This is a genomic window from Chlamydiifrater phoenicopteri (genome assembly GCF_902807005.1).
In the GTDB taxonomy this organism is placed as follows: domain Bacteria; phylum Chlamydiota; class Chlamydiia; order Chlamydiales; family Chlamydiaceae; genus Chlamydiifrater; species Chlamydiifrater phoenicopteri.
In genome coordinates, this window is record NZ_LR777658.1 from 74,016 (window position 1) to 94,682 (window position 20,667).

The following is a 20,667-nucleotide window of genomic DNA, read 5'->3' on the forward strand; positions in this document are numbered from 1 at the left end:
GTGTCGCTTAAAAGGAGGTTGCTATGGAAGGAGACCTTTTAGAAGGTAAAAGTAAACGCGTAGATGTTAATCAAAAGTTTTTGATTAACTGTAATCAAGTGGATGTTAATCAGCTGGTTCCAATCAAATATAAATGGGCCTGGGAGCACTATCTTAACGGATGTGCTAATAATTGGTTGCCGACAGAAGTTTCTATGGCTAAGGATATTGAAATTTGGAAGTCCGATAAGTTGTCTGAAGATGAGCGTAGAGTGATACTTCTAAATTTAGGTTTCTTCAGCACAGCAGAGAGTTTAGTAGGGAACAACATTGTTTTAGCCATATTTAAACACGTAACTAATCCGGAGGCCAGACAATATCTTTTGCGACAAGCTTTTGAAGAAGCTGTGCACACCCATACTTTCTTGTATATTTGTGAATCTTTAGGCCTTGACGAGAGAGAAGTTTTTAATGCGTACAATGAAAGGGCTTCTATCAAAGCTAAAGATGATTTCCAAATGACTTTGACAACGCATATTTTAGATCCCAACTTTTCTACAGATTCTGTGGAAGGAATCAAAGAGTTTATTAAAAATTTGGTTGGTTATTACGTCATTATGGAAGGAATTTTCTTCTACAGCGGTTTTGTTATGGTGCTATCGTTCCATAGGCAAAATAAAATGACTGGAATAGGAGAACAGTATCAATATATCCTTAGAGATGAAACTATTCATTTGAATTTTGGAATAGATTTAATTAACGGGATTAAAGAAGAAAATCCTGAAGTATGGACTCCAGAGTTGCAGCAAGAAATAATATCTCTAATAGAAAAAGCTGTTGAGTTAGAGATTGCTTATGCCGAAGATTGTTTGCCGAGAGGTATCTTAGGGCTCAAATCTTCCATGTTCATAGATTATGTTCGACATATTGCTGATAGAAGATTAGAGAGGATAGGTCTTAAGCCCATTTACCACGCCAAGAACCCATTCCCTTGGATGAGTGAGACCATGGATCTAAACAAAGAGAAAAACTTCTTTGAAACTCGAGTAACAGAATATCAAACAGCTGGTAGTTTGAGTTGGTAAAGTTACTGAAGGTTAGCTCAACCAGGAAATGATGGCTGAGCTAATTATTGAAAAAGAAAGAAGCCCTATGTGCTAGCAGGGAGGGAGGATCTCTGTTCTAAGAGAGACTTCTTCTGAGGGGAGCTGTTTTTCAAGGCTTTCATATTCACTAGTCGTAGCTTCAGCAGTGTCAGAAAGCGTTGAGACTGGGGTTTCTCCCTCTTCTTTTTTAGAGGAGTTTTCTTGAGTCATTTTAATAACTGAGAGATTTGCGAGTTCTTGGTTTTTTAGATGACTAACCGTTTTCATATAGGCTAGAATTTCTTCTTCGTTCATGAATTCATCAACAAGAAGTCGCTCTTCGATAATTTCTGCTATTATGCTCCATGCCAAACCCTCTTTAACTTGTGAGTCGAGGGAGCAAAGAGCTTCCATTTCTTTAGCGGTATCCTGGATGTTTTTGTAACACTCTTTAAATGTGGAATGAGTAAGCTTTGTTGGATGTTTTCTTAATTGATTTAAGGTGCTTAAGAATACGGCGCCTTCTTCCAAAGCCTCATCAAGAAGGTTTTGTAAATTTCTACGAAACATTATTTGTTCTTTTGCATTTATTGTTGCTAAATGTTCTTCAGCGCCTAATGCAGAGCTAAGGAGTATTGGAGACACAAGAATTGCAATAAAACAATAAAACCTTCTCATAAAAACCTTTATAACTTTATATGTTGTCGGTCTATTTTAATGTTGATTTGTATTTTTTTCGATTAAATAAAATAGTTTGAGTTTTCTTCTAATTTTTTTATTATTTTAGATTCAATCGTATTGGCCGAAAAATCCTGTACAGTTATAGTCTCACCACCGTTAACTAGATGCGAAGGTATTTTGTGAGACCTAAAGATTTGCCTCTTCCCTTTGATAGAAGTCGACAGCATGTTTTGATCAGGGACGGGATCTTATTTATTCCTTCCTACTCAAATTCTGAGTCAGACGATCTGTTTAGCATGCCTTCTTGGGGGGAGTTGTTTTCAGAGAATAACCCCATTTGTTGCGAAATTTGCTCTGGCAATGGAGATTGGATCATAGATCAGGCAGAAAATTTTTCCTACAAGAACTGGGTTGCTGTGGAGAGAAGATTCGATAGAATTCGAAAAATTTGGTCAAAAAGAGAAAACAGGGGGTTACAAAACCTTTTTCTTGTTTGTGGAGAAGCTCAAGTTTTTTTTAGGAAGTTTGTTTTAGAAGCCTCTTTCAGTGAGGTGCATGTCAACTTTCCAGATCCTTGGCCTAAGCTTAGACACCATAAACACCGTCTGTTTCAAACAGATTTTGTCGACGATTTGGCTAAAGCTATGTGTGATAGAGGGACGTTGTCGCTAGTCACAGACCACGAGGACTTTTTACGAACTTCTTTAGGCTCTATTATGAAAAGATTTTCTCCTCAGCAGATAGCACCTTACTACGAGGAAATAGAATCTAATTACGGGAACTCTTGGTTCGAAAATTTATGGAGGATGAAGGGGAAAAAGATTTTTCAAGCAAAGTTCGAAAACGATGGGATATAGCTGACTTGAACAGCTGACCTTCACGATGTCAACGTGACGCTCTAACCAACTGAGCTAATACCCCAAATCTAGTCAGGGATGTTATCATGGGAAATCTATCTTTTCAATTCAAAAATCTAAAAGATTTGCGGATTTAAAAAGATTTTTTAAACAAGTTTTAGGGTGGTTTTTGGGTATGAAAACATTTTTTTCTAATGTAGTATCGGTAGCCCATAATTTATTCAGGGAGTTTTTATCTCCAGGAGATATTGTTGTTGATGCTACCTGTGGTAATGGTAAAGATATTTTAGTCATGGCTAAGCTTTTAAAAGGTAAGGGAAAGATTATAGGCTATGATGTCCAAAAAGAAGCCTTAGCCAAATCTATGATGGCCTTTGAAGCTCTGCTTAGTAGAGAGGAGGCTAGCATCATTTCTTTAAAGCATAGCTCTCACGTCTGTCTGGAAGAGAATGGAGCAAAGCTATTTCATTATAACTTAGGATACTTGCCTGGTGGAGATCACGATATAACAACTCTCACGGAAGATACTATTGCTAGCTTGAACAAAGCTTTGGATTTATTGCATTCAGAAGGGATTATTACGGTTATTTGTTACCCAGGGCATGAAGAGGGTAAAAGAGAAAGAGATGCTGTAGAATCTTTTGCTGAGGCTTTAGATCCAGGACGTTGGACGGTAGTTCTTCGTAAAATGATGAACCGAAATTTGGCTCCAGAGTTGTTTGTTTTTAAAAGAAATCTTCTATGATCGGTTGTGGGGAATAAATAAAACTTCTTCTTCTAAGGAAAAGCCGCGTTTTTGTGCAGCCTCCTTTATTATATTGATAAGTTTTAATACGTCTTTAGCCTTGGCTGCTCCTCTATTAACGATAAAGTTGGCGTGAAGAGGGGATATGATAGCATCGCCAACGCTTAGTCCTTTTAGCCCACATTCCTCAATAAGCTTTCCTGCTGGCATGTCTTTCGATGGGTTTCGAAAGATACAGCCTGCAGAAAATTGGTTATAGGGTTGAGATGCAACTCGTTTTTCTTTATAGGAAGCTTCTAATTTTATAGAAGCAGGATTGTTGTATAATTGAAATTCTGCACTAAGGATGAATTCAGAAACACTTTGGAATCGGGAGGAGCGGTATTCAAACTTTAATTCAGACTTTGAGTAAGAAACAATCTTTCCTTCAGGAGTAATAGCTTCGACGCGAAGAACTGAGTCAGAAGTAGATTGGCCTTGTGCGCCCGCATTCATAAAAATAGCGCCTCCCACAGAGCCTGGAATCCCGGAGGCAAATTCCAATCCACCTAGATTTTTTTTTGTTGTATAGCGCCCAAGTGCGGCAAAAGAATGTCCCGAATAAACCTTTAGGAGATGAGGGGTTAAAAAATTTTTTTTGTTGAGATTGTTGAGCAAAACTAAGCCATGAAAACCTAGGTCGTCAAATAAGCAATTAGAGCCCTTGCCTAAGATGAAATGAGGTAGGGGATGTTTGTGTAAAAAGCGGAAGACTTCGACAGCTTCCTCGACAGAAGAGATAGATTTAAAAAATTTAGCGGGACCCCCTATTCTAAACGTAGAATACTTACTTAGGGGAACCCCTTCTTTAACGGGGAAGGGAAAGGTTATTTCCGACTTCTGCATGTAGGCCCTAATCGAGAAACTAATTAATTTTTAGATTAGAGGGAAAAGATATTCTGGTAAATGTTAAGGGATATTTTTTTTGAAAAATTGCGTCTAGCAGAGCATGAACAAAGGCTGACGCTGGAGGATGCCCAAATTTCTTTGTTAGCCGTATAGCTTCAGAAATTAGTACAGCATCAGTGGTTGAGTCTGGATTATTAGAAGAAAAGTGTTCATAACAAATTAAGCGGAGAACATTCTTTTCTAGTCTGGAAATTTTTCCTTGGTGGTTGCCCAGAATATTTTCCTCAAGAAGAGCGTCGAGGTGATTTTTATTGCTGATGACGGCGGACGCTAGCGAGAAGGCGCTTAGGGCGTGTCGTTTTGAAACACGAACCTCTCGCATTATCATGGGAACAACTTCGTTTCCCTGGTCAGAAAGGTCCAAAGAGAAAAGAATTTGTAAAGTTATTTCCCTAAACTTAGTTTGAGGGATAGAGCCGCAACAAGACTCTACGCTAAAAGGAACTCCCTTTGTAGCAGGCGCAGCCATTAAAACACCTGTGTAAAAAGAATCTAATTTTTTGTAATAAAGCAACCACAGCAACGATCTCGTAGAGAAGAAGGCTCCTACAGCGAGAATATGGAAGGAACAATTGTAGTTACTAAGAAAGTTTATTTGCAATAATGAATTTTCAAAGAACTGGGGTTCATAAAATTAATTTTTCACATTTAATATTTTTTTTGAACAAGCTTCTTTCACTCGGGAATCTATAGATTTTCGATTGATTTTCTTTTCACAATAAACTAAGATCTTCCCCTTCTTGGAAGGGCCTTTTTGGCCTCGGAGAGCAGGAGTACGATTGCCGGGAAGTTCTCGGTGGTGCGATTTAGATTCTCAAAATATAATTGCAGGATGAAAGTGGCTGTCAATCTGAAAATTAACAAGCAAATTCGTGCTCCTAAAGTTAGGGTGATCGGAGTTGGTGGGGAACAAATGGGAGTTGTTTCCATCAAGGAAGCTCTTGATATGGCCAGGGAAGCGGACTTGGATTTAGTTGAAGTTGCTTCTAATAGTGAGCCCCCAGTCTGTAAGATCATGGATTATGGGAAGTACCGATATGATCTAACCAAGAAAGAAAAAGATAACAAAAAAGCTCAGCATCAAGTTCGTGTTAAAGAGGTGAAACTTAAGCCGAATATTGATGAGAACGATTTTATGACGAAGTCCAAGCAAGCTCGGTCTTTTCTCGAAAAAGGGAATAAGGTCAAGATTACTTGCACCTTTCGTGGAAGAGAGCTCGCTTACCCAGAACATGGTCATAGAGTGGTTCAGCGTATGAGCCAACTTCTAGAAGATGTTGGAGGGGTAGAGGCCGAACCAAAGTTAACGGGGAGGTCTCTAAGTTGCGTTATTGCTCCTGTAACAGTAAAAACTAGAAAAAAACAGGAAAGAATACATGCCCAAGATGAAAAGTAACAAATCTGTAAAGTCTCGTTTCAATTTGACGGGTACAGGGAAATTGCTTAGAACTTGTCCAGGGAAGAGACATAAGTTAACAAAGAAATCTTCTCAGGCTAAGAGGAATCTCTCCAAGCGTCCCGTAATGGATGATTCTCAAGTGAAAATGTATAAACGCATGATGCTCGTGTAATCCGAGTGTTTTGAAGGATGGTTTTTAGAATATGGTACGTGCAACAGGTTCAGTAGCTTCCCGTCGTCGTCGCAAGCGTGTTTTGAAGCAAGCAAAAGGGTTCTGGGGAGATAGAAAAGGTCATTACAGACAGTCTTGTTCTGCTGTCATGAGAGCTATGGCTTTTAACTACATGCATCGAAAAGATCGGAAAGGGGATTTTCGTCGCCTCTGGATCACCAGATTAAATGTAGCTTCCAGAATCAATGGTCTTTCTTATAGTAAGTTGATCAATGGATTAAAATTAGCTGGAATTTCATTGAATAGGAAAATGCTTTCCGAAATGGCTATACATAGCCCTGATGCGTTTTCTACAGTAGCCAACGAGGCTAAAAAAGCTCTCGAGGCTGCAGTTTAAGAAACAGTAGACGGGATCTTTTTTCATGGATATAAAAGAACGGATTTCTTCTGTTCGAGATGCTTTCTTTGCAGAGATCGGTAGCGCGAAAAACTCTGAAGATTTGACTGAAATCAGGGTCAAATACCTTGGAAAGAAGGGGATTTTTCGTGGTTTTTCTGAAGAGCTAAAGCAGGTTTCTCCAGAAGAAAGACCTGCTCTGGGCTCTCTAATCAATTCTTGTAAGGCTCTTATAGAAGAACATCTGTCCACTGTGGGAGAAAGGTTACTAGAAGAGGAGGAAAATAAAAAACTCCTGTCTGAAAAAATAGATATAACCCTCCCAGGAGAGGCCTACTTCTCTGGAGGGGAGCACGTCCTTAAAAAAACTCTTCGTGAAATAGTCGATATATTCGTTTCCCTAGGTTTCTCTGTACAAGAGGCTCCAAATATCGAAACCGAAGCTAACAATTTCTCCTTGTTAAATTTCTCTGAAGATCATCCAGCTAGGCAAATGCACGATACGTTCTATCTGGATGAGAAGACTCTTCTTCGCACGCATACTTCAAATGTGCAGGCTCGCGAGTTAAAGAGAAATCAAGAAAAAAAAATGAAGGTCGTGGCCCCCGGACTGTGCTTTAGAAATGAGGATGTCTCGTCAAGATCTCATGTAATGTTTCACCAGGTAGAAGCTTTCTTCATAGACGAGCGCGTTAATATGGCAGATCTTGTTGCAGTTCTTAAAGAAGTTTTTCAACGCTTCTTTAGAAAGAACGTGCAATTGAAATTTCGACACAGCTATTTTCCTTTTGTAGAACCAGGTGTTGAAGTGGATGTATCTTGTATAGAGTGTTCTGCGAAAGGATGTTCTCTATGCAAAAACTCTGGGTGGTTGGAAGTTGCTGGAGCAGGAATGATACATCCTAACGTTCTATGTAAAGGAGGGGCAGATCCAGAAAAGTTATCAGGATATGCTCTGGGAATGGGCATAGAACGATTGGTTATGCTACGACACGGTATACCAGACATTAGACTGTTTTTTGAAAATGATGTTAAGTTTTTGAAGCAGTTCTAGTATAGTGTTTCCTTTGTGTGGAAGAATGGCAGAGCGGTTTAATGCACCTGTCTTGAAAACAGGAGATCTGAAAGGATCCGGGGGTTCGAATCCCTCTTCTTCCGTTTTTTTTCATTTTCTTTTTTCTTCTCTTTCTTTTCTTTATTAGTTAATTGCGTTTTTGCTGTTTTTAAATAAACTTGTAATTATTGGTAATAAAATTATTTATTTGATAAATTAAATAATTATTCTTTTGTTTGGTTTTTTTATATTTTTGGTTCCATGTCGGGGGGTGGGCGATGGAAAAAAGAGAGCAAAGCTTTCAAGATGCTATGAGGCATGTTCAAAATATAAGAAAGAATCTTTCAGACACGGCCTGTTTCTTTGAAGACGCCGACCTATTATCGAAAGACAAAACCCCTTCCTATAATCAGTTTCAAATGTTTCCTTGCGGAGAGCTGATTGATTCCATAAAGCATTCCTTAGAATCCGTGGGTAGCTACATCAATAAAATTTCTAATAAACAGCAAATTGAGGGGACCCCACTTATCAACGAGGTGGAGAATCTTCTAGAAGTTTTTGATGATAATAAAGAGTTGCTGGAAACTATAGGTATTTCTAGCGAATACAATGAATTACGAAGTGCCTACACAGAAGTCATTAACTCAAACGAGGATGATTCATTTAAATCTAAGGGGCCGGCTGTAGATTCTGATAAGCCTTCTATAGTAATTCCCATTCTGGATAGTTTGGTAGAAGTCAAGAGAGACAAATACTACGAACTTTTCTTCATAACCAATGAGAATAACAAGAAGTTTTATACGGACTCCTTAGCGCAAATTATAGCTAAGCACGGGAAAGTATACGAAACATCCTCTACCTCAGATCCTTTAACAAGAACTTTCCTATGGCAAGGAAAAGAAAAAGAACGGCAGAGCAGGTACATGTTTTCTGTCGCAGAACCTTGTATTCGAGATTTTTACAAGTTAGAGGCTTTAAAAGAAAAAGCTATTCCTGAGATTTCTATTGTTCATAACGCGGTTATGGCTTTGATGTTGTCAAAACAACCCAAAACAATGATTTCTTCAAAGCCAGTGAAGAGCAATGTAGCCTATTTTAATGATTTCTTGGGCTTTCTTAGAGAAGCTGTGATTTTGTTAGAAGAAGTGCACTATAATTCTGTTGAGACACCAGCCCTTAAGATAAAGGCGAAAAAAATCATTGATGAATGGTTGCTTTCCTTAGCTTCTTATCGTCCGACCTATTCCGAAGCATTACATTATTTGCTAAGTCAAATGAATGTTTCTATGGAAGGGAAAAAAATATCTGCAAGTAAATATCTGTCGGATTTGTACGATGAACAACATCGAATATTTTCTAAATTTCCGAACGGTCCATTGCTTAAAGCTGTGGATTATCTATCTGATAGAAGCTTATGTCAACAGTTTGACCCATTTAAAATGGGTTTGACTCCATCTTTTGAAGGGGAGCTTGTTTATAATGAAAGGGAAATAGCTATAAAAGTGCTCTCCTCGGCAAGTCCTGTTATTCAAGAATCTGTTTCGTATGCGTCTTTGAATCAGGAGTTTTTGTCTTTGCTGAAGGTGTTTAAGCAGGAGGGATCTTCTGTTTTCATTGTTAACTTTCAAAATAGAAGATCTAAGAAGGACAAAGCCAGGACTCGATTATTAGAGGAGTGTGCGGATAGCTTGGATTTTGCTGGTAATGTAACGCTATTTTCTTGTCCAGAACCAGAGGAGCTTTTATCAAACATAGAAAATGAAAGAGAGATAGAAGATTTTAGTGAGTTTATACAAGCAGTTGAGAAAGAACTTAGAAAGGATAGATCTACTTCTTCTTATGGAATGAACTTGGAAGTAAAAAACCAATTGGAAAAAGAATTTTTACCTAAGTGTCTTAGTAGTTTGAAAGAGCTCTTTTTTGCAAAGAAAAAAATTCTGTTCCGAAATGATAAGTTATTGCTGCTTCATCTCATATCTTATTTGTTGATTTTTAAACAATTAGAAGTCGTCTTGCCAAATTATTTTTGGATTATGTCAAAAGATGGTTTGGATTATGCAGATACATTTCTCGCTGGACTTTTTTGTTTTTCTAGAAAATCAACAGATTTGGACGAGAAATCTTTGAAACTGATGTTAGCGAAACTTTCTGTACAAACATTTTTAATGAGAGATCGACAGGTTTTATCCTCTTGTGTAGAGCTTTTGGAGAAATTAATGGGGGCGTTAAGAAAAAACAGAAAAAATTTGCCCAAATTACAAGCATTATATACCTGTGATTTAGAAGGGTGGGTGTTCTCGGGATTTTTACCAGAGATCAACGAAGGTTAGCAAATTTATAGCCGGAATATAGAGCTAGGAGAAAAGGTGCTATGATCATTGTTTGTAGGACCGGCAAAACGCTGTTAGAGGCTAGGACCATCCCTGCTTTTAGGAAAACAAAAAAGATGTTTATTAAGCTTAGAGGAACTAAATAAGCCAAGACCACTTTCGGGGTTCGGGAAAATCGTAGGCAGAAAGCGGCTGAGATAATAGTTGCTGCTAGACACGCTAGGGGCGAAAATAGTCTGTAATAGAAATGAGATATTAGAGCGGCAATGCGTTGGGGGATACCAACAGTAGTCCCTGGCCCAGTAGCTTTCCACGGAATGGCTCCAAAAATCTCCGATAGCCTATTTTTTGCTCCCGCAGTAAAAATCTTCGAGAAGGGGTTATCATAGAATCCAAATTCAATTTCTGGGAACTCTTTCATATCAAAGAATTGCTGAGATACATTGTTTGTAGATTCTTGAGTTTTGAAGAGCGTGACGCTAAAGCCCATAGGTAATGAAAGCGTATTGAAAGCTAAGCGTTCGATGGAATAAATTTCATTTCGTGATTTTATCCAAAAAACCTTGTTCAAGGTCATAGATGTTCGGTCGATGTTGGAATAAATCAACACTGTCTGATCTTTTAGGTAAAGAGCAGGTATTTTATCTTCTCTAGTGGTTTTCGAACCTTTTTCTAGAGACTCTTTTTTTAAAGAAATACTTTCACAGGCAGGGTACAACCATTGAAAGTTTGCGTAGAGGAACAAGGTTATAAGTCCCACAGAGAATATGAGCGGAGAAACGAACTGTTTCAGAGATAATCCGGAGGCCTGTAGTAAAGATACTTCGCGTTTGTTCTGCATTGAAGAGAGAGTCAGCGTAGTAGTGACGACAATTAGTTGGGGAAGAAGGAACTCGCTTTTTAGCCCAATTTGAGAGAGGTAGTATAGCGCATTCAATTTCCAAGAAAGAGTCGTTCCACTCAAGTTGGAAGATTTCATGACATGCAAAGAATGATGGATAGAGGAATAGAATAGAAAAGAAGATATTACAAGTAACAGGAAAATAGTCCAAAATCTGACTAGTAGGTGTCGCTGCCATAATTTCATTTAAGCTTGGCCTCGTGTTTCTCTATAAGACAAAATTGCAAAGATTATCCAAGTAGACAGTTGGGGTAAAACAAATAACAAAAAGGCCATGGCCACAGATTTTGTATTTTTCCCTATGATTAGAAGAGTAAGGGTCAGGATTGGTAGTATTACAAAGGGATTAAAGCGTTTTTTGAATCGAGGTTTGTATGTTCCAAGGACTATACCAGAGTAAGTGAGAGTGATGCATAGGGATCCTATAGCTAATCGTCTAAAAATTTCTGGTAATAGCTCTTTTGAGTCTTTGTTTTGTTTGCAACTTTTTAGTAACGTTTTCCATGACAGGTAATCCGTTCTAGTTTTCATGTAAGATTTTCCTGCGAATAGAGTGGAAGTAACTTTGGGAATTAAGATGCTGTCAATAGTTTCTGTGTAAATTTCCTGTGAATCAGACTCATGCTTTAGAGAGTTTGGTATCTTTGATATAATCAGTACTTTGTTTGCGGATACGGTATCTTTAGCGGTATTTGGAATGATATTCTTAATAATCCCGATATCAGAAATTTCTCCGTCCCTCTTTAAGGCTACGATTACATCGTTAAAGGTATTTTTTCGACAATTGTCAACAGCTATAAAGATGCGATTGGTTTCGTTTTTTTGAATCGTTTGTAAGAGTAATGCTGGGGAGGTCATAGCTATATTGGCTATTTCTTTGCAGGTTCTGTATCTGCAGATAGAGGCTAATTCAGAGCAAGTATAAAAATTGACACAGCAGATAATTCCTGCGGTAACCAGTAAAGGAAAGATGATCAAGCTTTGAGAAGCCCCCGAGGATCTTAAGAATGTAATCTGGTTATTGTCTGATAATTTTCTGAAAATGGAAAAAGAGGACACAAAGCAAGAAACTGGGATGATAAAAGGAAGTAGATAGGGGATTTGGTAAATAGAAAGCTTGAAAACAGTAATATAAGAGATATTTTTAGCTATTAAAGAAACAATTTCTTGCAGGGAGCCTATTATGGAGATAAAAATAAGACTTAAACTACATAGGAAGGTAGTTTTCAAGAATCGTAGTATAAGAAGCTTCCAGAGTAGAGGCATGTAGTGCAAAATCCCTTGACTTTCTTAGAAGAGAGAGCTAACTTCTCCAGGTTTTATTCCGTCTCAAAGGGCGTAGAGTAGTATTTTGCCGCCTTGAGTTGTTTTTATGCATAGTGCTCATTTTAAGGATAATCAATTAGAGTTATTTTTTTCTTCCCTGGATAAGAAAAAACGTTATTTATTGGCTCTTTCTGGAGGTTCAGACTCTACTTTTTTATTTTATGTGCTCATTTCTTATAGGATTCCTTTTGCTGCAGCTTACGTGGATCATGGGTGGAGGGACAGTTCCTCTTTGGAGGCGATTCAGTTGCAAAAGCTTTGTAAGGAGTATGAGGTTCCTTTTTATTGTCACAGAATAGACAATGCCGTTTGGAAAGGAAAAGATTTAGAAAATACAGCTAGGAAGGTTAGGTACGATTTTTTTTTAGAAGTTTGTCGGCAAGAGGGGTTGGGGGGAGTTTTTGTTGGCCATCATGCGGATGATAAGGTAGAAACAATTTTAAAACGTCTTTTTGAAGGGGCTGGATTGACAAATCTCTCTGGGCCTAAGGAGACGTCGAGCATGTCTTCTATGCCCATCATTAGGCCTTTGCTGCACCTAAGAAAGCAAGATATCGAAGATAAGCTGCAAAAAGCGAATATTACTTATTTTTTTGATGAGACTAATTCGGACGAGCACTTTTTGCGAGCAAGAATGCGTAAGTCTATTATTCCTTGTCTTCAAAAGAATTTTGGAAAAAATATTATCAATCCATTGTTGGCTTTGGCTAAAGATTCTGATGAATTAGCCGAATATATAGATCAAGAATCAGCGGTATATCTCAAAGGAATTTTTCGCGCAAAAGGGGAAGTCTCTATAACTCTGCCAGATGCTTTGCTAGGAAGGGCTTTTTTAGCTAAGCAAGTGATAAAAAAATTTTTTATTGCAGAGGGGATTGGGGTTTCTAGGCATACGGTGTTAGCCATTTATCAACATTTGATTCAAAGGACTTGCAAGGTGACTATGCGAGTTCATGATAAAAATGTTAAGATCTGTGGAAATATTGTTAGCGTATGTGAGAACTAGTCCTTTAGCTAATCACTTGGAGGCTTAGCTGTGAGCTAAAGCGCCAGTGGATTAGGTTGATAGGTAAACTAGGGTAATATATGATGGGTGTTTGCAAAAGTTTTTTTGTTTTTTAGAGTATACGCTTTTTTGCGAAAAATAAAACTGTAGTTATATAATAATAATTATTACGAATAATTAGTTCTTAGTTAGTGCGATTATGTCATACGAAAAAAAGTTTAATAGTGACCCTAAAAAGAATTTCCCCTCGATGTTTTTTTTCCTTTTGTTTGGAGTCATTTTTGGTGTTTTCGCATTACAAAATTTTGTCGGCTCGAAGAGAGCAAAAGTAGGATTCAGTCATCAGTTAGAACACTTAGTTAATTTACGTTTAATTCTTCCAGAAGATAGTCGAAAGGTCGCTCTCAATGATAATCTGGTATCTTTCAGCGGTAGGTTTAGAGATAGTAGCAGCGCTGAAAGTCAGGCTAGATATCGATACTTAGAGCTCATAGATAAAGAGCATCGTCTTTTGTCCGAAAGACAAGAAACGCTTTCTTCTTTGGGGGGGTTAGAAGTTGAGATTTCTTCGGCAGTTTCTTGGTTTTCGGCTATTTCTGGAATGGCGGCTCCAGAATCTGGTTATATGATTTTTGATAGGGCTAATAGCAAGTTAGGACCTCTCATTGTTAAAGAGATTGTTGCTCCTCAGATTATAAACTTACAATCTTTATCAGCTAAATTTCGAAAAGATATCCGAGATGCGGCGGATTTAAAGCGTTTCGGATCAGATCTTTATGAGTTAATAGGTAAGTATCTATCTCCAGCTCTAGGTATCAGCGCTGAATCGATTAAGGAAGATTTAAAAACGCTTTCCAGTAAGGTTGAGGTTTCTCTGCAACAAGAACAGAGCTCAGAAGATACCCGTCAGCTGTATGGTCAAACATTAGATTCATTACAAAGAATTTCTCAGTCGTTCCTTTATCCAGAGGATGGTGTCCGCTTTGCTTCTTTGCGCTCAGTAAGGCTGTATAAGGAGGAAAGAAAGAAGTATCTTTCCATAGAAAAATCTTTGGAGCTAAATTCCAGTCAGTTGGAAAAATCTCGAGGGGAAGTTTCCGAGGTTGTTTGGTTTTTCAATAATAAGGAACTATCTTCTAAAGCCTTGGAAAGGCAGGACTCAGAGTTGTTTTCTCATTGGTTTAACGGTGCCAAAGAAGAGTGGAATAATTTCAGCCATAACAAATCCCTTTCTTTTAAGGCTCCTGACCAACCACGTAACCTAGTTTTAGAAAAAACCTTTAAAAGTGAAGAGCCCGCTCCTCACTATATGGGGTACATCTTTACGCTCATGCCAGTGATGTTAGTAGTGTTCCTGCTTTACTTAGTCTTCTCTAGACAGCTTAAGGGAGTTGGAGGTTCTGCTATGAGTTTTGGGAAGTCTCCAGCAAAATTATTGCCGAAAGGGCAAAATAAAATCACTTTTGCTGATGTTGCCGGGATTGAGGAGGCCAAAGAAGAGCTAATAGAAATTGTTGATTTTCTCAAAAATCCATCCAAGTTTACAGCTTTAGGTGGACGCATTCCCAAAGGAGTTTTATTAATAGGGCCTCCTGGAACTGGAAAAACTTTAATAGCAAAAGCTGTTTCCGGAGAAGCTGACAGGCCGTTTTTCTCTATAGCTGGTTCTGATTTTGTAGAAATGTTTGTTGGGGTTGGGGCTAGTCGAATTAGAGACATGTTTGAGCAAGCTAAAAGAAATGCTCCATGCATAATCTTTATCGATGAGATAGATGCAGTAGGTCGACACAGAGGAGCCGGTATCGGTGGCGGTCATGATGAAAGAGAGCAAACCCTGAACCAGCTTCTGGTTGAAATGGATGGGTTTGGCACGAATGATGGCGTGATCCTCATGGCGGCAACGAATAGGCCAGATGTTTTAGATAAAGCCTTATTACGTCCTGGAAGGTTTGATAGACGGGTTGTGATCAGTTTGCCTGATATCCGCGGTAGACAAGAAATATTATCCGTACACGCAAAAAAGATTAAACTAGATCCTACCGTGGACCTTATGGCAGTGGCGAGAAGTACTCCTGGAGCTTCTGGAGCAGATTTAGAAAATTTGCTCAATGAAGCGGCCTTACTAGCAGCTAGGAGAGATCGAACAGCTGTGACAGCTGTAGATGTAGCCGAAGCTCGTGATAAGGTTCTGTATGGCAAAGAGCGAAGAAGTTTAGAAATGGATGCTGAAGAACGTCGTACAACAGCCTACCATGAATCGGGTCATGCTGTGGTTGGGTTGTCCGTTCAGCATAGCGACCCAGTGGATAAAGTTACGATTATTCCTAGAGGGTTATCTTTGGGAGCAACACACTTTTTACCAGAGAAAAATCGGCTTAGTTATTGGAAGAGTGAGCTTTTCGATCAGCTAGCTGTTCTTATGGGAGGTCGCGCGGCTGAGGCTATCTTTTTGAATGATGTTTCAAGTGGAGCGCAACAGGATATCGCTCAAGCCACAAAATTAGTGCGCAGTATGGTTTGTGAATGGGGAATGAGCGAGCAATTGGGTACTGTTGCTTATGATGAGCGCTCTGATAACTACACCGGGTACGGTAGTTACCATGAGAGGGTCTACTCCGAGGAGACTGCTAAAGTCATAGATGCTGAAGTGAAAGCCATTTTAGAAGGGGCGTATGCCAGAGCTTTAGACATTATTCAGACTCGACGAGAAGAAGTAGAGTTAATGACAAAAATGTTGATAGAGTTTGAAACGCTAGACGCCAAGGATGTCAAAGAAATTATGGACCACACTTGGGATCCGGAGAGGAAGAGACTCCGACTTAAGGAAGAAAACCTACTGTTCAAGAAAGCTCCGGAAGAGCTTCCTCCTCCTCCCCCGGATGAAGGAGATTCCATACATAATGGACTAGGCTTCAATGTCACCTAAGATAAGAAAACCCCGCTTTTCATAAGCGGGGTTTTTAATTTCCTTAAATGATTGCTTTTTGAGCTTCTTTAGCCGTCAAACATCCGATGTCGTCTGCTCAGAAAGAACTGCTTTATGGCTCAACTTAAGCTGCCCTTTTTCATTTATACTCAGGAGTTTAACTTTAAGGGAGTCTCCTTCCTTCACTATATCCGAAACATTCTCTACTCGTTTGGAGTCTAATTCAGAAATATGGCACAGACCTTCTTTCCCAGGAAGGACTTCAACAAATGCTCCAAAAGAGACAACAGAAGTTACTCGACCATTGTAGATCTTACCAACTTCGACTTCACAGGTTAGCTCTTCTATGATAGCTTTAGCTTTTGCCATAGCTTCCGGTGTTTGAGCTGCAATGCTGACGAGCCCAGAATCATTGATATCGATCTGTACGCCTGTTGTTTCTATAATATGACGAATCTGTCTGCCTCCGGGGCCTATGACGGTAGCGATTTTATTTGGTTTAATACGCACAGTCTCTATTCTAGGAGCATAGATGGACATTTCTTTCTTGGAAGCAGGAACAACTTCCCTCATAGAATTTAAAATGCTTTTTCTTCCAGCTTTTGCCTGTGCTAAAGCCTTCTGCATAATTTCTTTTGTGATGCCTTCTACTTTTATGTCCATTTGGAAGGCTACGATGCCATCCTCATTCCCAGCAACTTTAAAGTCCATATCACCAAGGTGATCTTCTATGCCAGAAATGTCAGAAAGAATCACTGATTGATTCTCTTCCAAAATTAATCCCATAGCTATTCCTGAAATGGGAGTAGTGATGGGAACACCAGCATCCATTAAAGCCAGACAACCGCCGCAAACAGAAGCCATAGAAGAGGAGCCGTTAGACTCTGTAATATTCGACTCTAAGCGAATGGAGTAGGGAAAGCTGGTAAAATCTGGAAGAATGTGTGAAAGAGCCCTTTCGGCTAATTTTCCGTGACCAATTTCCCTTCTCCCGGGAGATCCAATTCTACCTACCTCTCCAACGGAGAAGGGGGGAAAGAAATAGTGCAAATAAAACCTACTGATGCCTTCACCATTCAAGTCCTCATACCGCTGTCCCATGCTATCGCCCCCCAAAGTACAAACAGCTAGAGATTGGGTCTCTCCTCTTGTAAATAAGGCGCTACCATGAGTTCTAGGAAGCACGGAAGGTTCTATAGTAATTTTACGGATATCAGTAACGCCTCTCCCGTCTGCTCGGCGGTTGCTTTCCAAAATCATTTTACGCATGAAGTTGGACTTCACTTTCTTGAACGCAGATTTGATATTGAAGGAAGAAAAATCAGAAGTTTCTTCAGAAGTTAATTCCAAAAGGAGAGAGTCCTCAATTTCTTTGAGGGCAGCTTCTTGAAGTTTTTTATCACACAAAGAAAGCGGAGCAGAAAGCTTCCCTTCTGTTTTCTGTTGAACAGAAAGAAGAACGGACTGAGGAAGGGGCACTACAGAATCTACTTCTTTTGCTTTTCCTACAGCTTTTTGCCAGGAGGACAATTGACGACATATGACCGAAAGAGACTCATGTCCAAAGGCTATGGCGTCTAAGACTTGTTCTTCATCCAGAAAACGGCAATGCCCTTCTATCATTAGGATAGCGTTTTCCGTTCCAGAGAGCATTAAATCAAGTGCAGAAGAGGGCTGCTGTTGTACATCTGGGTTAATGATAAACTTTCCGTCAATGTATCCAACCCTGACTCCAGCGACGGGATTTAAGATAGGAACACTGGAAATAGTTAGGGCTGCAGACGAAGCACAAATTGCTAACGGATCGGGAGAGGTTTTTCCATCGTAGGACCAGATGTAAGAGAGAATCTGAACGTCTCTCATTAACCTTTCTGGAAGAGTTGGCCTTAGAGATCTATCAATAAGACGGGATACTAAAACTTCTCTTTCAGAAGGACGCCCTTCCCTTTTCAAGAATCCTCCAGAGGTTTTTCCTGCTGCGGAAAAGCGTTCTTGGTAGTCTACTCTGAAGGGAAGGAAGTCTGTTTCTTCTGTCAAAGATGCCGAGCAAGCGGAAGAAAAGACGACGGTATCTCCCGATCTAGCTAAAACGGCACCGCTAGCTTGTCTAGCAATTCTGCCTGTTTCGAAAAATATTTTCTTACCATTACCTAGGTCGATGTCGATAACTTCTGCTTTCATTTCTTTGTTCCGCGCCCAATAGTGGAGAAGCTTACTTTCTTAAGTTAAGCCTTTTGATTAAGTTTTTGTATCGTTCGGTGTCTGTAGAGTTCAGGTACTCTAGAAGTTTTCTTCTTTGTCCTACCAGTTTCAGGAGTGACAAACGAGAGTTATGGTCTTTAGGAGACCTTTTAAGATGTTCTTTTAAATCGGCGATATGCTCTGTTAATATCGCAATCTGGACGTCTGCAGAGCCAGTATCCTTTTCATGAAGTTGAAACCGTTTTGTAATTTCTTCCTTAGTTCCCTTATCCAAAGACATTCGGATATCTCCTTAACATGTTTACTGCAAAATGCAATTATACGTCAGAGTGGCGTTAATGTACAACTTTTGTGAGAGCTTGAAAGTGTTTTTCTAGAATCAAATAAATCGTAAATAGCTGCATTCTCTTCTCTCAATGGTGCAATGATTTTTTTTGAACATCTTTTAAACGTTGGTTTGAATGATTATTTTTACTAAATCACCAAAACGTTTAAGCTCCTGATACTATTAAAGACATAAATGCTGTAGGGAGGTTTTAATGGAGTACACAGAGTGTTTGAAAAAACTTAGTCCCTGGTTTAAAGAAATAATTTCTTTAGTTAAGAAAGATTTGAAACAGGAACATTTGGCCAGGGATGTTCGTTTTGTTAAAGAATTTTTTCCAGGAAAAAAGTTTTCGTCTTTGTCGCTTGACGAGATGTCGGAGGGATATTTGAAGGTTATAGAAAATTCTTCAGGAGAATACGAAGAGTTGGCCTCGTTTATCGCTTCCAGGTGGGTATTAAAAAAAACTGAAATTTATGATCTCTTTTTTGATGCTCTTTCTTCTATTTCCAGTGAGACCGAATCCATAAAGTCTATTCCTTCGAATGTTTCAGAGCCTTTAATTCAATCTGCTTTGGGGAAGTTTTGTCCTATAGATGTTTATCTTTTTTCAGAAATGAACTTTGTTGTTTTTTCTCCTGAAGAGAAGTTGATGTTGCGTCAGAAGGCATTGGAAGGAATAGCGGGCCTAGAATCTTGTGGGGAAGAAAAAGTTTCTGAAGAAATTCTTATCGCTGTTAGAAACTGTTCAGATCGTTATGAAAAGAAAATTTCAGGAATGCAAAAGAAATATTTGACAGACATAGCAGCTCTAAAAAAACAAATATCCACATTGCAAAAAAAATTATGCAAGTTACAAGGAGTTTAAAGTGATTTCTGAAGAAGATCGTCGATTTATGCTCCTAGCTCTGAAAGAGGCAGAGAAAGCATATGCTGAAGATGAAGTTCCTGTTGGATGTGTAATTGTGAAAGACAATAGGGTGATAGCTAGAGGCTATAATAGGGTCGAGTCTTTACTCGATCCGACAGCTCATGCAGAAATTTTGTGTATAGGGTCCGCAGCTCAAGCTCTCAATAACTGGAGGTTAAATGGAGCAGACATGTATATCACCCTGGAGCCCTGCCCCATGTGTGCAGGAGCCATACAACTGGCTAGACTTTCCAGAGTTATCTGGGGGGCTCCAGATCTTAGGTTAGGTGCTGGGGGGACCTGGATTAACTTATTTGCGGAAAAGCATCCATTTCATACTGTAGAGTATATTTCTGGTGTAGAGAAGGAGGCTTCTGAGTACTTAATGAAAAAATTTTTCTTAGAGAAAAGGAAAAAAAATGAGGAAGGGTTGTTGTAGTAAAAATTTTATTTCCCTTCTGGAAGAGTTAGTAGAAAGACAAGCAGAAAAAGTTAGAGTTGTGGGAGAGTCCGTGATCCCAACCCTTACTTCTGAAGATCTTTTACAGCCTATGGATTTTCCTGAATTGGAGTGTCACGCTGCTTTTCGTTTTGAGGAAGGAGTTCTTTGCGGGCTGAGGGAGGCTCTAGCTGCTGCTCGGGCTGGGACAGCTTCAGAATAGACTCCAATGTTTATGCTGTTATCAAAACGAGAAAGAGTTAAACGTGGCGTAGGGATTAGGGAGCTTCTCTCCTTGACAGAAGAGAATGGAAAGGAGGACAGAGAGAATAGCTCCTCCTAAGAAGAAGAATGCTTTACAAGCTATAAGAGATAGGAAAAAGACTCCTAGTACGATGAGAAAACCCCATTTTCTTGAAATGTAAAAGGGAAAGGGGCGAAGATAAAATCGTTTCTCTGGGTCTAAGAAGACGCTAACGGTAGCTAGAGCGCATAAGATGCACTCGGCGCCGAAGAACGCGGAATTTGATCCGGTAAGCTTCATCAAGCTCCAAACAGCAGCTCCCACGCAAGGGATTTGTATTCCTAAAAATACTAGAAAACTAGTAGTCCCTAACTTTTGAATAAAATGTCTAGAAATTTTTTGAAGTAGAATACAGACCAATGTATTTCTAAGTAGCAGTCTTTGTGAGAGCTCAAGACTAGCATCTACAGACAGATTTATGGAATCTGAGCAGATCAAAGGATAGGTGAAAAACTGCCAGATGCGGTGAGAGTCTATACTGTTTTTAGAGAGAGAGAAAAGCTCTAGGAGTCCCGAGGTGTGAAAAATTTTCTTTAAAATATAAGAGGCTATAGGAGCTGTGCAAGAAAATAGGAGAAGGGCGAGTGGTACCCTAGAAAAGATTTTAGAGAAAAAATGTGATCCTTGCTGCTTATTTGGGAAAATAACTCTCATAGAGACTTTCCTTGTAACCACGAAAGC

General features: G+C 39.2%; 21 protein-coding genes and 2 tRNA genes. 14 read left to right on the forward strand and 9 right to left on the reverse strand.

From position 1 onward, the window contains the following. Positions 1-23: 23 nt before the first annotated feature. A complete protein-coding gene (locus tag KJA58_RS00305; RefSeq protein WP_213357495.1) occupies positions 24-1,064 on the forward strand; it encodes a ribonucleotide-diphosphate reductase subunit beta in 1,041 nt (346 codons plus the stop codon). 72 nt (positions 1,065-1,136) lie between these two features. Here KJA58_RS00305 and KJA58_RS00310 read toward each other — a convergent pair whose 3' ends face one another. Beyond that, complete coding sequence (locus tag KJA58_RS00310) at positions 1,137-1,742, reverse strand: hypothetical protein (RefSeq protein ID WP_213357496.1); 606 nt, start codon at positions 1,740-1,742, stop codon at positions 1,137-1,139. Between the two features lie 182 nt (positions 1,743-1,924). On the opposite strand from KJA58_RS00310, the gene KJA58_RS00315 reads away from it, so the two are divergent. Continuing rightward, complete coding sequence (locus KJA58_RS00315) at positions 1,925-2,602, forward strand: tRNA (guanine(46)-N(7))-methyltransferase TrmB (RefSeq protein ID WP_213357497.1); 678 nt, start codon at positions 1,925-1,927, stop codon at positions 2,600-2,602. Here KJA58_RS00315 and KJA58_RS00320 read toward each other — a convergent pair. After that, a tRNA-Val gene (locus KJA58_RS00320) sits at positions 2,593-2,666 on the reverse strand. The two genes, KJA58_RS00315 and KJA58_RS00320, sit on opposite strands and share 10 nt — an antisense overlap. 111 nt (positions 2,667-2,777) lie before the next feature. Between KJA58_RS00320 and mnmM the strand changes: the two genes are divergently transcribed. Then, complete coding sequence (mnmM, locus tag KJA58_RS00325; protein WP_213357498.1) at positions 2,778-3,347, forward strand: tRNA 5-(aminomethyl)-2-thiouridylate-methyltransferase MnmM; 570 nt, start codon at positions 2,778-2,780, stop codon at positions 3,345-3,347. On the opposite strand, the gene murB is transcribed toward mnmM, so the two are convergent. Continuing rightward, positions 3,342-4,232 (reverse strand): UDP-N-acetylmuramate dehydrogenase, encoded by an 891-nt coding sequence (gene murB / locus KJA58_RS00330; RefSeq protein WP_213357499.1) that lies wholly within the window; start codon positions 4,230-4,232, stop codon positions 3,342-3,344. The two genes, mnmM and murB, sit on opposite strands and share 6 nt — an antisense overlap. A gap of 19 nt (positions 4,233-4,251) precedes the next feature. Beyond that, on the reverse strand, positions 4,252-4,896 hold the full coding sequence (locus KJA58_RS00335; RefSeq protein WP_213357500.1) for a transcription antitermination factor NusB: 645 nt from the start codon (positions 4,894-4,896) through the stop codon (positions 4,252-4,254). Positions 4,897-5,133: 237 nt separating this feature from the next. On the opposite strand from KJA58_RS00335, the gene infC reads away from it, so the two are divergent. The 6 genes from infC to KJA58_RS00365 all read left to right on the forward strand — a co-directional run bounded on the left by infC (position 5,134) and on the right by KJA58_RS00365 (position 9,647). After that, on the forward strand, positions 5,134-5,691 hold the full coding sequence (gene infC, locus KJA58_RS00340; RefSeq protein WP_213358346.1) for a translation initiation factor IF-3: 558 nt from the start codon (positions 5,134-5,136) through the stop codon (positions 5,689-5,691). Continuing rightward, positions 5,672-5,866, forward strand: a complete 195-nt coding sequence (gene rpmI, locus KJA58_RS00345) for a 50S ribosomal protein L35 (RefSeq protein ID WP_213357501.1) — start codon at positions 5,672-5,674, stop codon at positions 5,864-5,866. The genes infC and rpmI overlap by 20 nt, the downstream gene beginning before the upstream one ends. A 31-nt stretch (positions 5,867-5,897) precedes the next feature. Next, on the forward strand, positions 5,898-6,263 hold the full coding sequence (rplT, locus tag KJA58_RS00350) for a 50S ribosomal protein L20 (protein WP_213357502.1): 366 nt from the start codon (positions 5,898-5,900) through the stop codon (positions 6,261-6,263). Positions 6,264-6,288: 25 nt separating this feature from the next. After that, a complete protein-coding gene (pheS, locus tag KJA58_RS00355) occupies positions 6,289-7,317 on the forward strand; it encodes a phenylalanine--tRNA ligase subunit alpha (protein ID WP_213357503.1) in 1,029 nt (342 codons plus the stop codon). 19 nt (positions 7,318-7,336) lie between these two features. Continuing rightward, positions 7,337-7,421, forward strand: a tRNA-Ser gene (locus tag KJA58_RS00360). A 174-nt stretch (positions 7,422-7,595) separates the two neighbouring features. Continuing rightward, the gene (locus tag KJA58_RS00365) at positions 7,596-9,647 is read left to right on the forward strand and encodes a hypothetical protein (RefSeq protein ID WP_213357504.1); all 2,052 of its coding nucleotides are present in this window, start codon (positions 7,596-7,598) and stop codon (positions 9,645-9,647) included. Here the strand turns inward: KJA58_RS00365 and KJA58_RS00370 are convergent. Both KJA58_RS00370 and KJA58_RS00375 read right to left on the reverse strand, forming a co-directional pair. After that, positions 9,634-10,734, reverse strand: coding sequence for an LptF/LptG family permease (locus KJA58_RS00370; protein ID WP_213357505.1), 1,101 nt, complete (start codon positions 10,732-10,734; stop codon positions 9,634-9,636). The two genes, KJA58_RS00365 and KJA58_RS00370, sit on opposite strands and share 14 nt — an antisense overlap. After that, a complete protein-coding gene (locus tag KJA58_RS00375; protein WP_213357506.1) occupies positions 10,735-11,814 on the reverse strand; it encodes an LptF/LptG family permease in 1,080 nt (359 codons plus the stop codon). A 106-nt stretch (positions 11,815-11,920) separates the two neighbouring features. On the opposite strand from KJA58_RS00375, the gene tilS reads away from it, so the two are divergent. Continuing rightward, a complete protein-coding gene (tilS, locus tag KJA58_RS00380) occupies positions 11,921-12,880 on the forward strand; it encodes a tRNA lysidine(34) synthetase TilS (RefSeq protein ID WP_213357507.1) in 960 nt (319 codons plus the stop codon). Between the two features lie 199 nt (positions 12,881-13,079). Next, positions 13,080-15,806, forward strand: a complete 2,727-nt coding sequence (gene ftsH, locus KJA58_RS00385; protein ID WP_213357508.1) for an ATP-dependent zinc metalloprotease FtsH — start codon at positions 13,080-13,082, stop codon at positions 15,804-15,806. Positions 15,807-15,881: 75 nt separating this feature from the next. Here ftsH and pnp read toward each other — a convergent pair whose 3' ends face one another. Both pnp and rpsO read right to left on the reverse strand, forming a co-directional pair. Next, positions 15,882-17,987 (reverse strand): polyribonucleotide nucleotidyltransferase, encoded by a 2,106-nt coding sequence (gene pnp, locus KJA58_RS00390; protein WP_213357509.1) that lies wholly within the window; start codon positions 17,985-17,987, stop codon positions 15,882-15,884. 31 nt (positions 17,988-18,018) lie between these two features. After that, positions 18,019-18,288: a 30S ribosomal protein S15 gene (gene rpsO / locus KJA58_RS00395; RefSeq protein ID WP_213318155.1), complete on the reverse strand. Its 270-nt coding sequence runs from the start codon at positions 18,286-18,288 to the stop codon at positions 18,019-18,021. Between the two features lie 259 nt (positions 18,289-18,547). Here rpsO and KJA58_RS00400 point away from each other — a divergent pair, with 259 nt between their 5' ends. Genes KJA58_RS00400 through KJA58_RS00410 form a run of 3 tightly spaced genes read left to right on the forward strand, consistent with a single transcriptional unit; the run spans position 18,548 to position 19,905 of the window. Then, entirely contained in the window at positions 18,548-19,201 is a 654-nt protein-coding gene (locus tag KJA58_RS00400) for a hypothetical protein (RefSeq protein ID WP_213357510.1), read from the forward strand. A 1-nt stretch (position 19,202) separates the two neighbouring features. Further along, positions 19,203-19,682, forward strand: coding sequence for a nucleoside deaminase (locus KJA58_RS00405; RefSeq protein ID WP_213357511.1), 480 nt, complete (start codon positions 19,203-19,205; stop codon positions 19,680-19,682). Beyond that, positions 19,663-19,905, forward strand: a complete 243-nt coding sequence (locus KJA58_RS00410; protein ID WP_213357512.1) for a hypothetical protein — start codon at positions 19,663-19,665, stop codon at positions 19,903-19,905. The genes KJA58_RS00405 and KJA58_RS00410 overlap by 20 nt, the downstream gene beginning before the upstream one ends. A 21-nt stretch (positions 19,906-19,926) precedes the next feature. Here the strand turns inward: KJA58_RS00410 and KJA58_RS00415 are convergent, their stop codons facing one another. Next, entirely contained in the window at positions 19,927-20,640 is a 714-nt protein-coding gene (locus tag KJA58_RS00415; RefSeq protein ID WP_213357513.1) for a hypothetical protein, read from the reverse strand. Between the last annotated feature and the right edge of the window lie 27 nt (positions 20,641-20,667).

Bases quoted from the DNA above. Each gene is read 5' to 3' on its own strand.
- KJA58_RS00305 (WP_213357495.1), top strand. From the start codon at position 24: ATGGAAGGAGACCTTTTAGAAGGTAAAAGTAAACGCGTAGATGTTAAT.
- KJA58_RS00310 (WP_213357496.1), bottom strand. From the start codon at position 1,742: ATGAGAAGGTTTTATTGTTTTATTGCAATTCTTGTGTCTCCAATACTC.
- mnmM (WP_213357498.1), top strand. From the start codon at position 2,778: ATGAAAACATTTTTTTCTAATGTAGTATCGGTAGCCCATAATTTATTC.
- murB (WP_213357499.1), bottom strand. From the start codon at position 4,232: ATGCAGAAGTCGGAAATAACCTTTCCCTTCCCCGTTAAAGAAGGGGTT.
- rpmI (WP_213357501.1), top strand. From the start codon at position 5,672: ATGCCCAAGATGAAAAGTAACAAATCTGTAAAGTCTCGTTTCAATTTG.
- rplT (WP_213357502.1), top strand. From the start codon at position 5,898: ATGGTACGTGCAACAGGTTCAGTAGCTTCCCGTCGTCGTCGCAAGCGT.
- pheS (WP_213357503.1), top strand. From the start codon at position 6,289: ATGGATATAAAAGAACGGATTTCTTCTGTTCGAGATGCTTTCTTTGCA.
- KJA58_RS00365 (WP_213357504.1), top strand. From the start codon at position 7,596: ATGGAAAAAAGAGAGCAAAGCTTTCAAGATGCTATGAGGCATGTTCAA.
- KJA58_RS00370 (WP_213357505.1), bottom strand. From the start codon at position 10,734: ATGAAATTATGGCAGCGACACCTACTAGTCAGATTTTGGACTATTTTC.
- KJA58_RS00375 (WP_213357506.1), bottom strand. From the start codon at position 11,814: ATGCCTCTACTCTGGAAGCTTCTTATACTACGATTCTTGAAAACTACC.
- tilS (WP_213357507.1), top strand. From the start codon at position 11,921: ATGCATAGTGCTCATTTTAAGGATAATCAATTAGAGTTATTTTTTTCT.
- ftsH (WP_213357508.1), top strand. From the start codon at position 13,080: ATGTCATACGAAAAAAAGTTTAATAGTGACCCTAAAAAGAATTTCCCC.
- pnp (WP_213357509.1), bottom strand. From the start codon at position 17,987: ATGAAAGCAGAAGTTATCGACATCGACCTAGGTAATGGTAAGAAAATA.
- rpsO (WP_213318155.1), bottom strand. From the start codon at position 18,288: ATGTCTTTGGATAAGGGAACTAAGGAAGAAATTACAAAACGGTTTCAA.
- KJA58_RS00400 (WP_213357510.1), top strand. From the start codon at position 18,548: ATGGAGTACACAGAGTGTTTGAAAAAACTTAGTCCCTGGTTTAAAGAA.
- KJA58_RS00410 (WP_213357512.1), top strand. From the start codon at position 19,663: ATGAGGAAGGGTTGTTGTAGTAAAAATTTTATTTCCCTTCTGGAAGAG.
- KJA58_RS00415 (WP_213357513.1), bottom strand. From the start codon at position 20,640: ATGAGAGTTATTTTCCCAAATAAGCAGCAAGGATCACATTTTTTCTCT.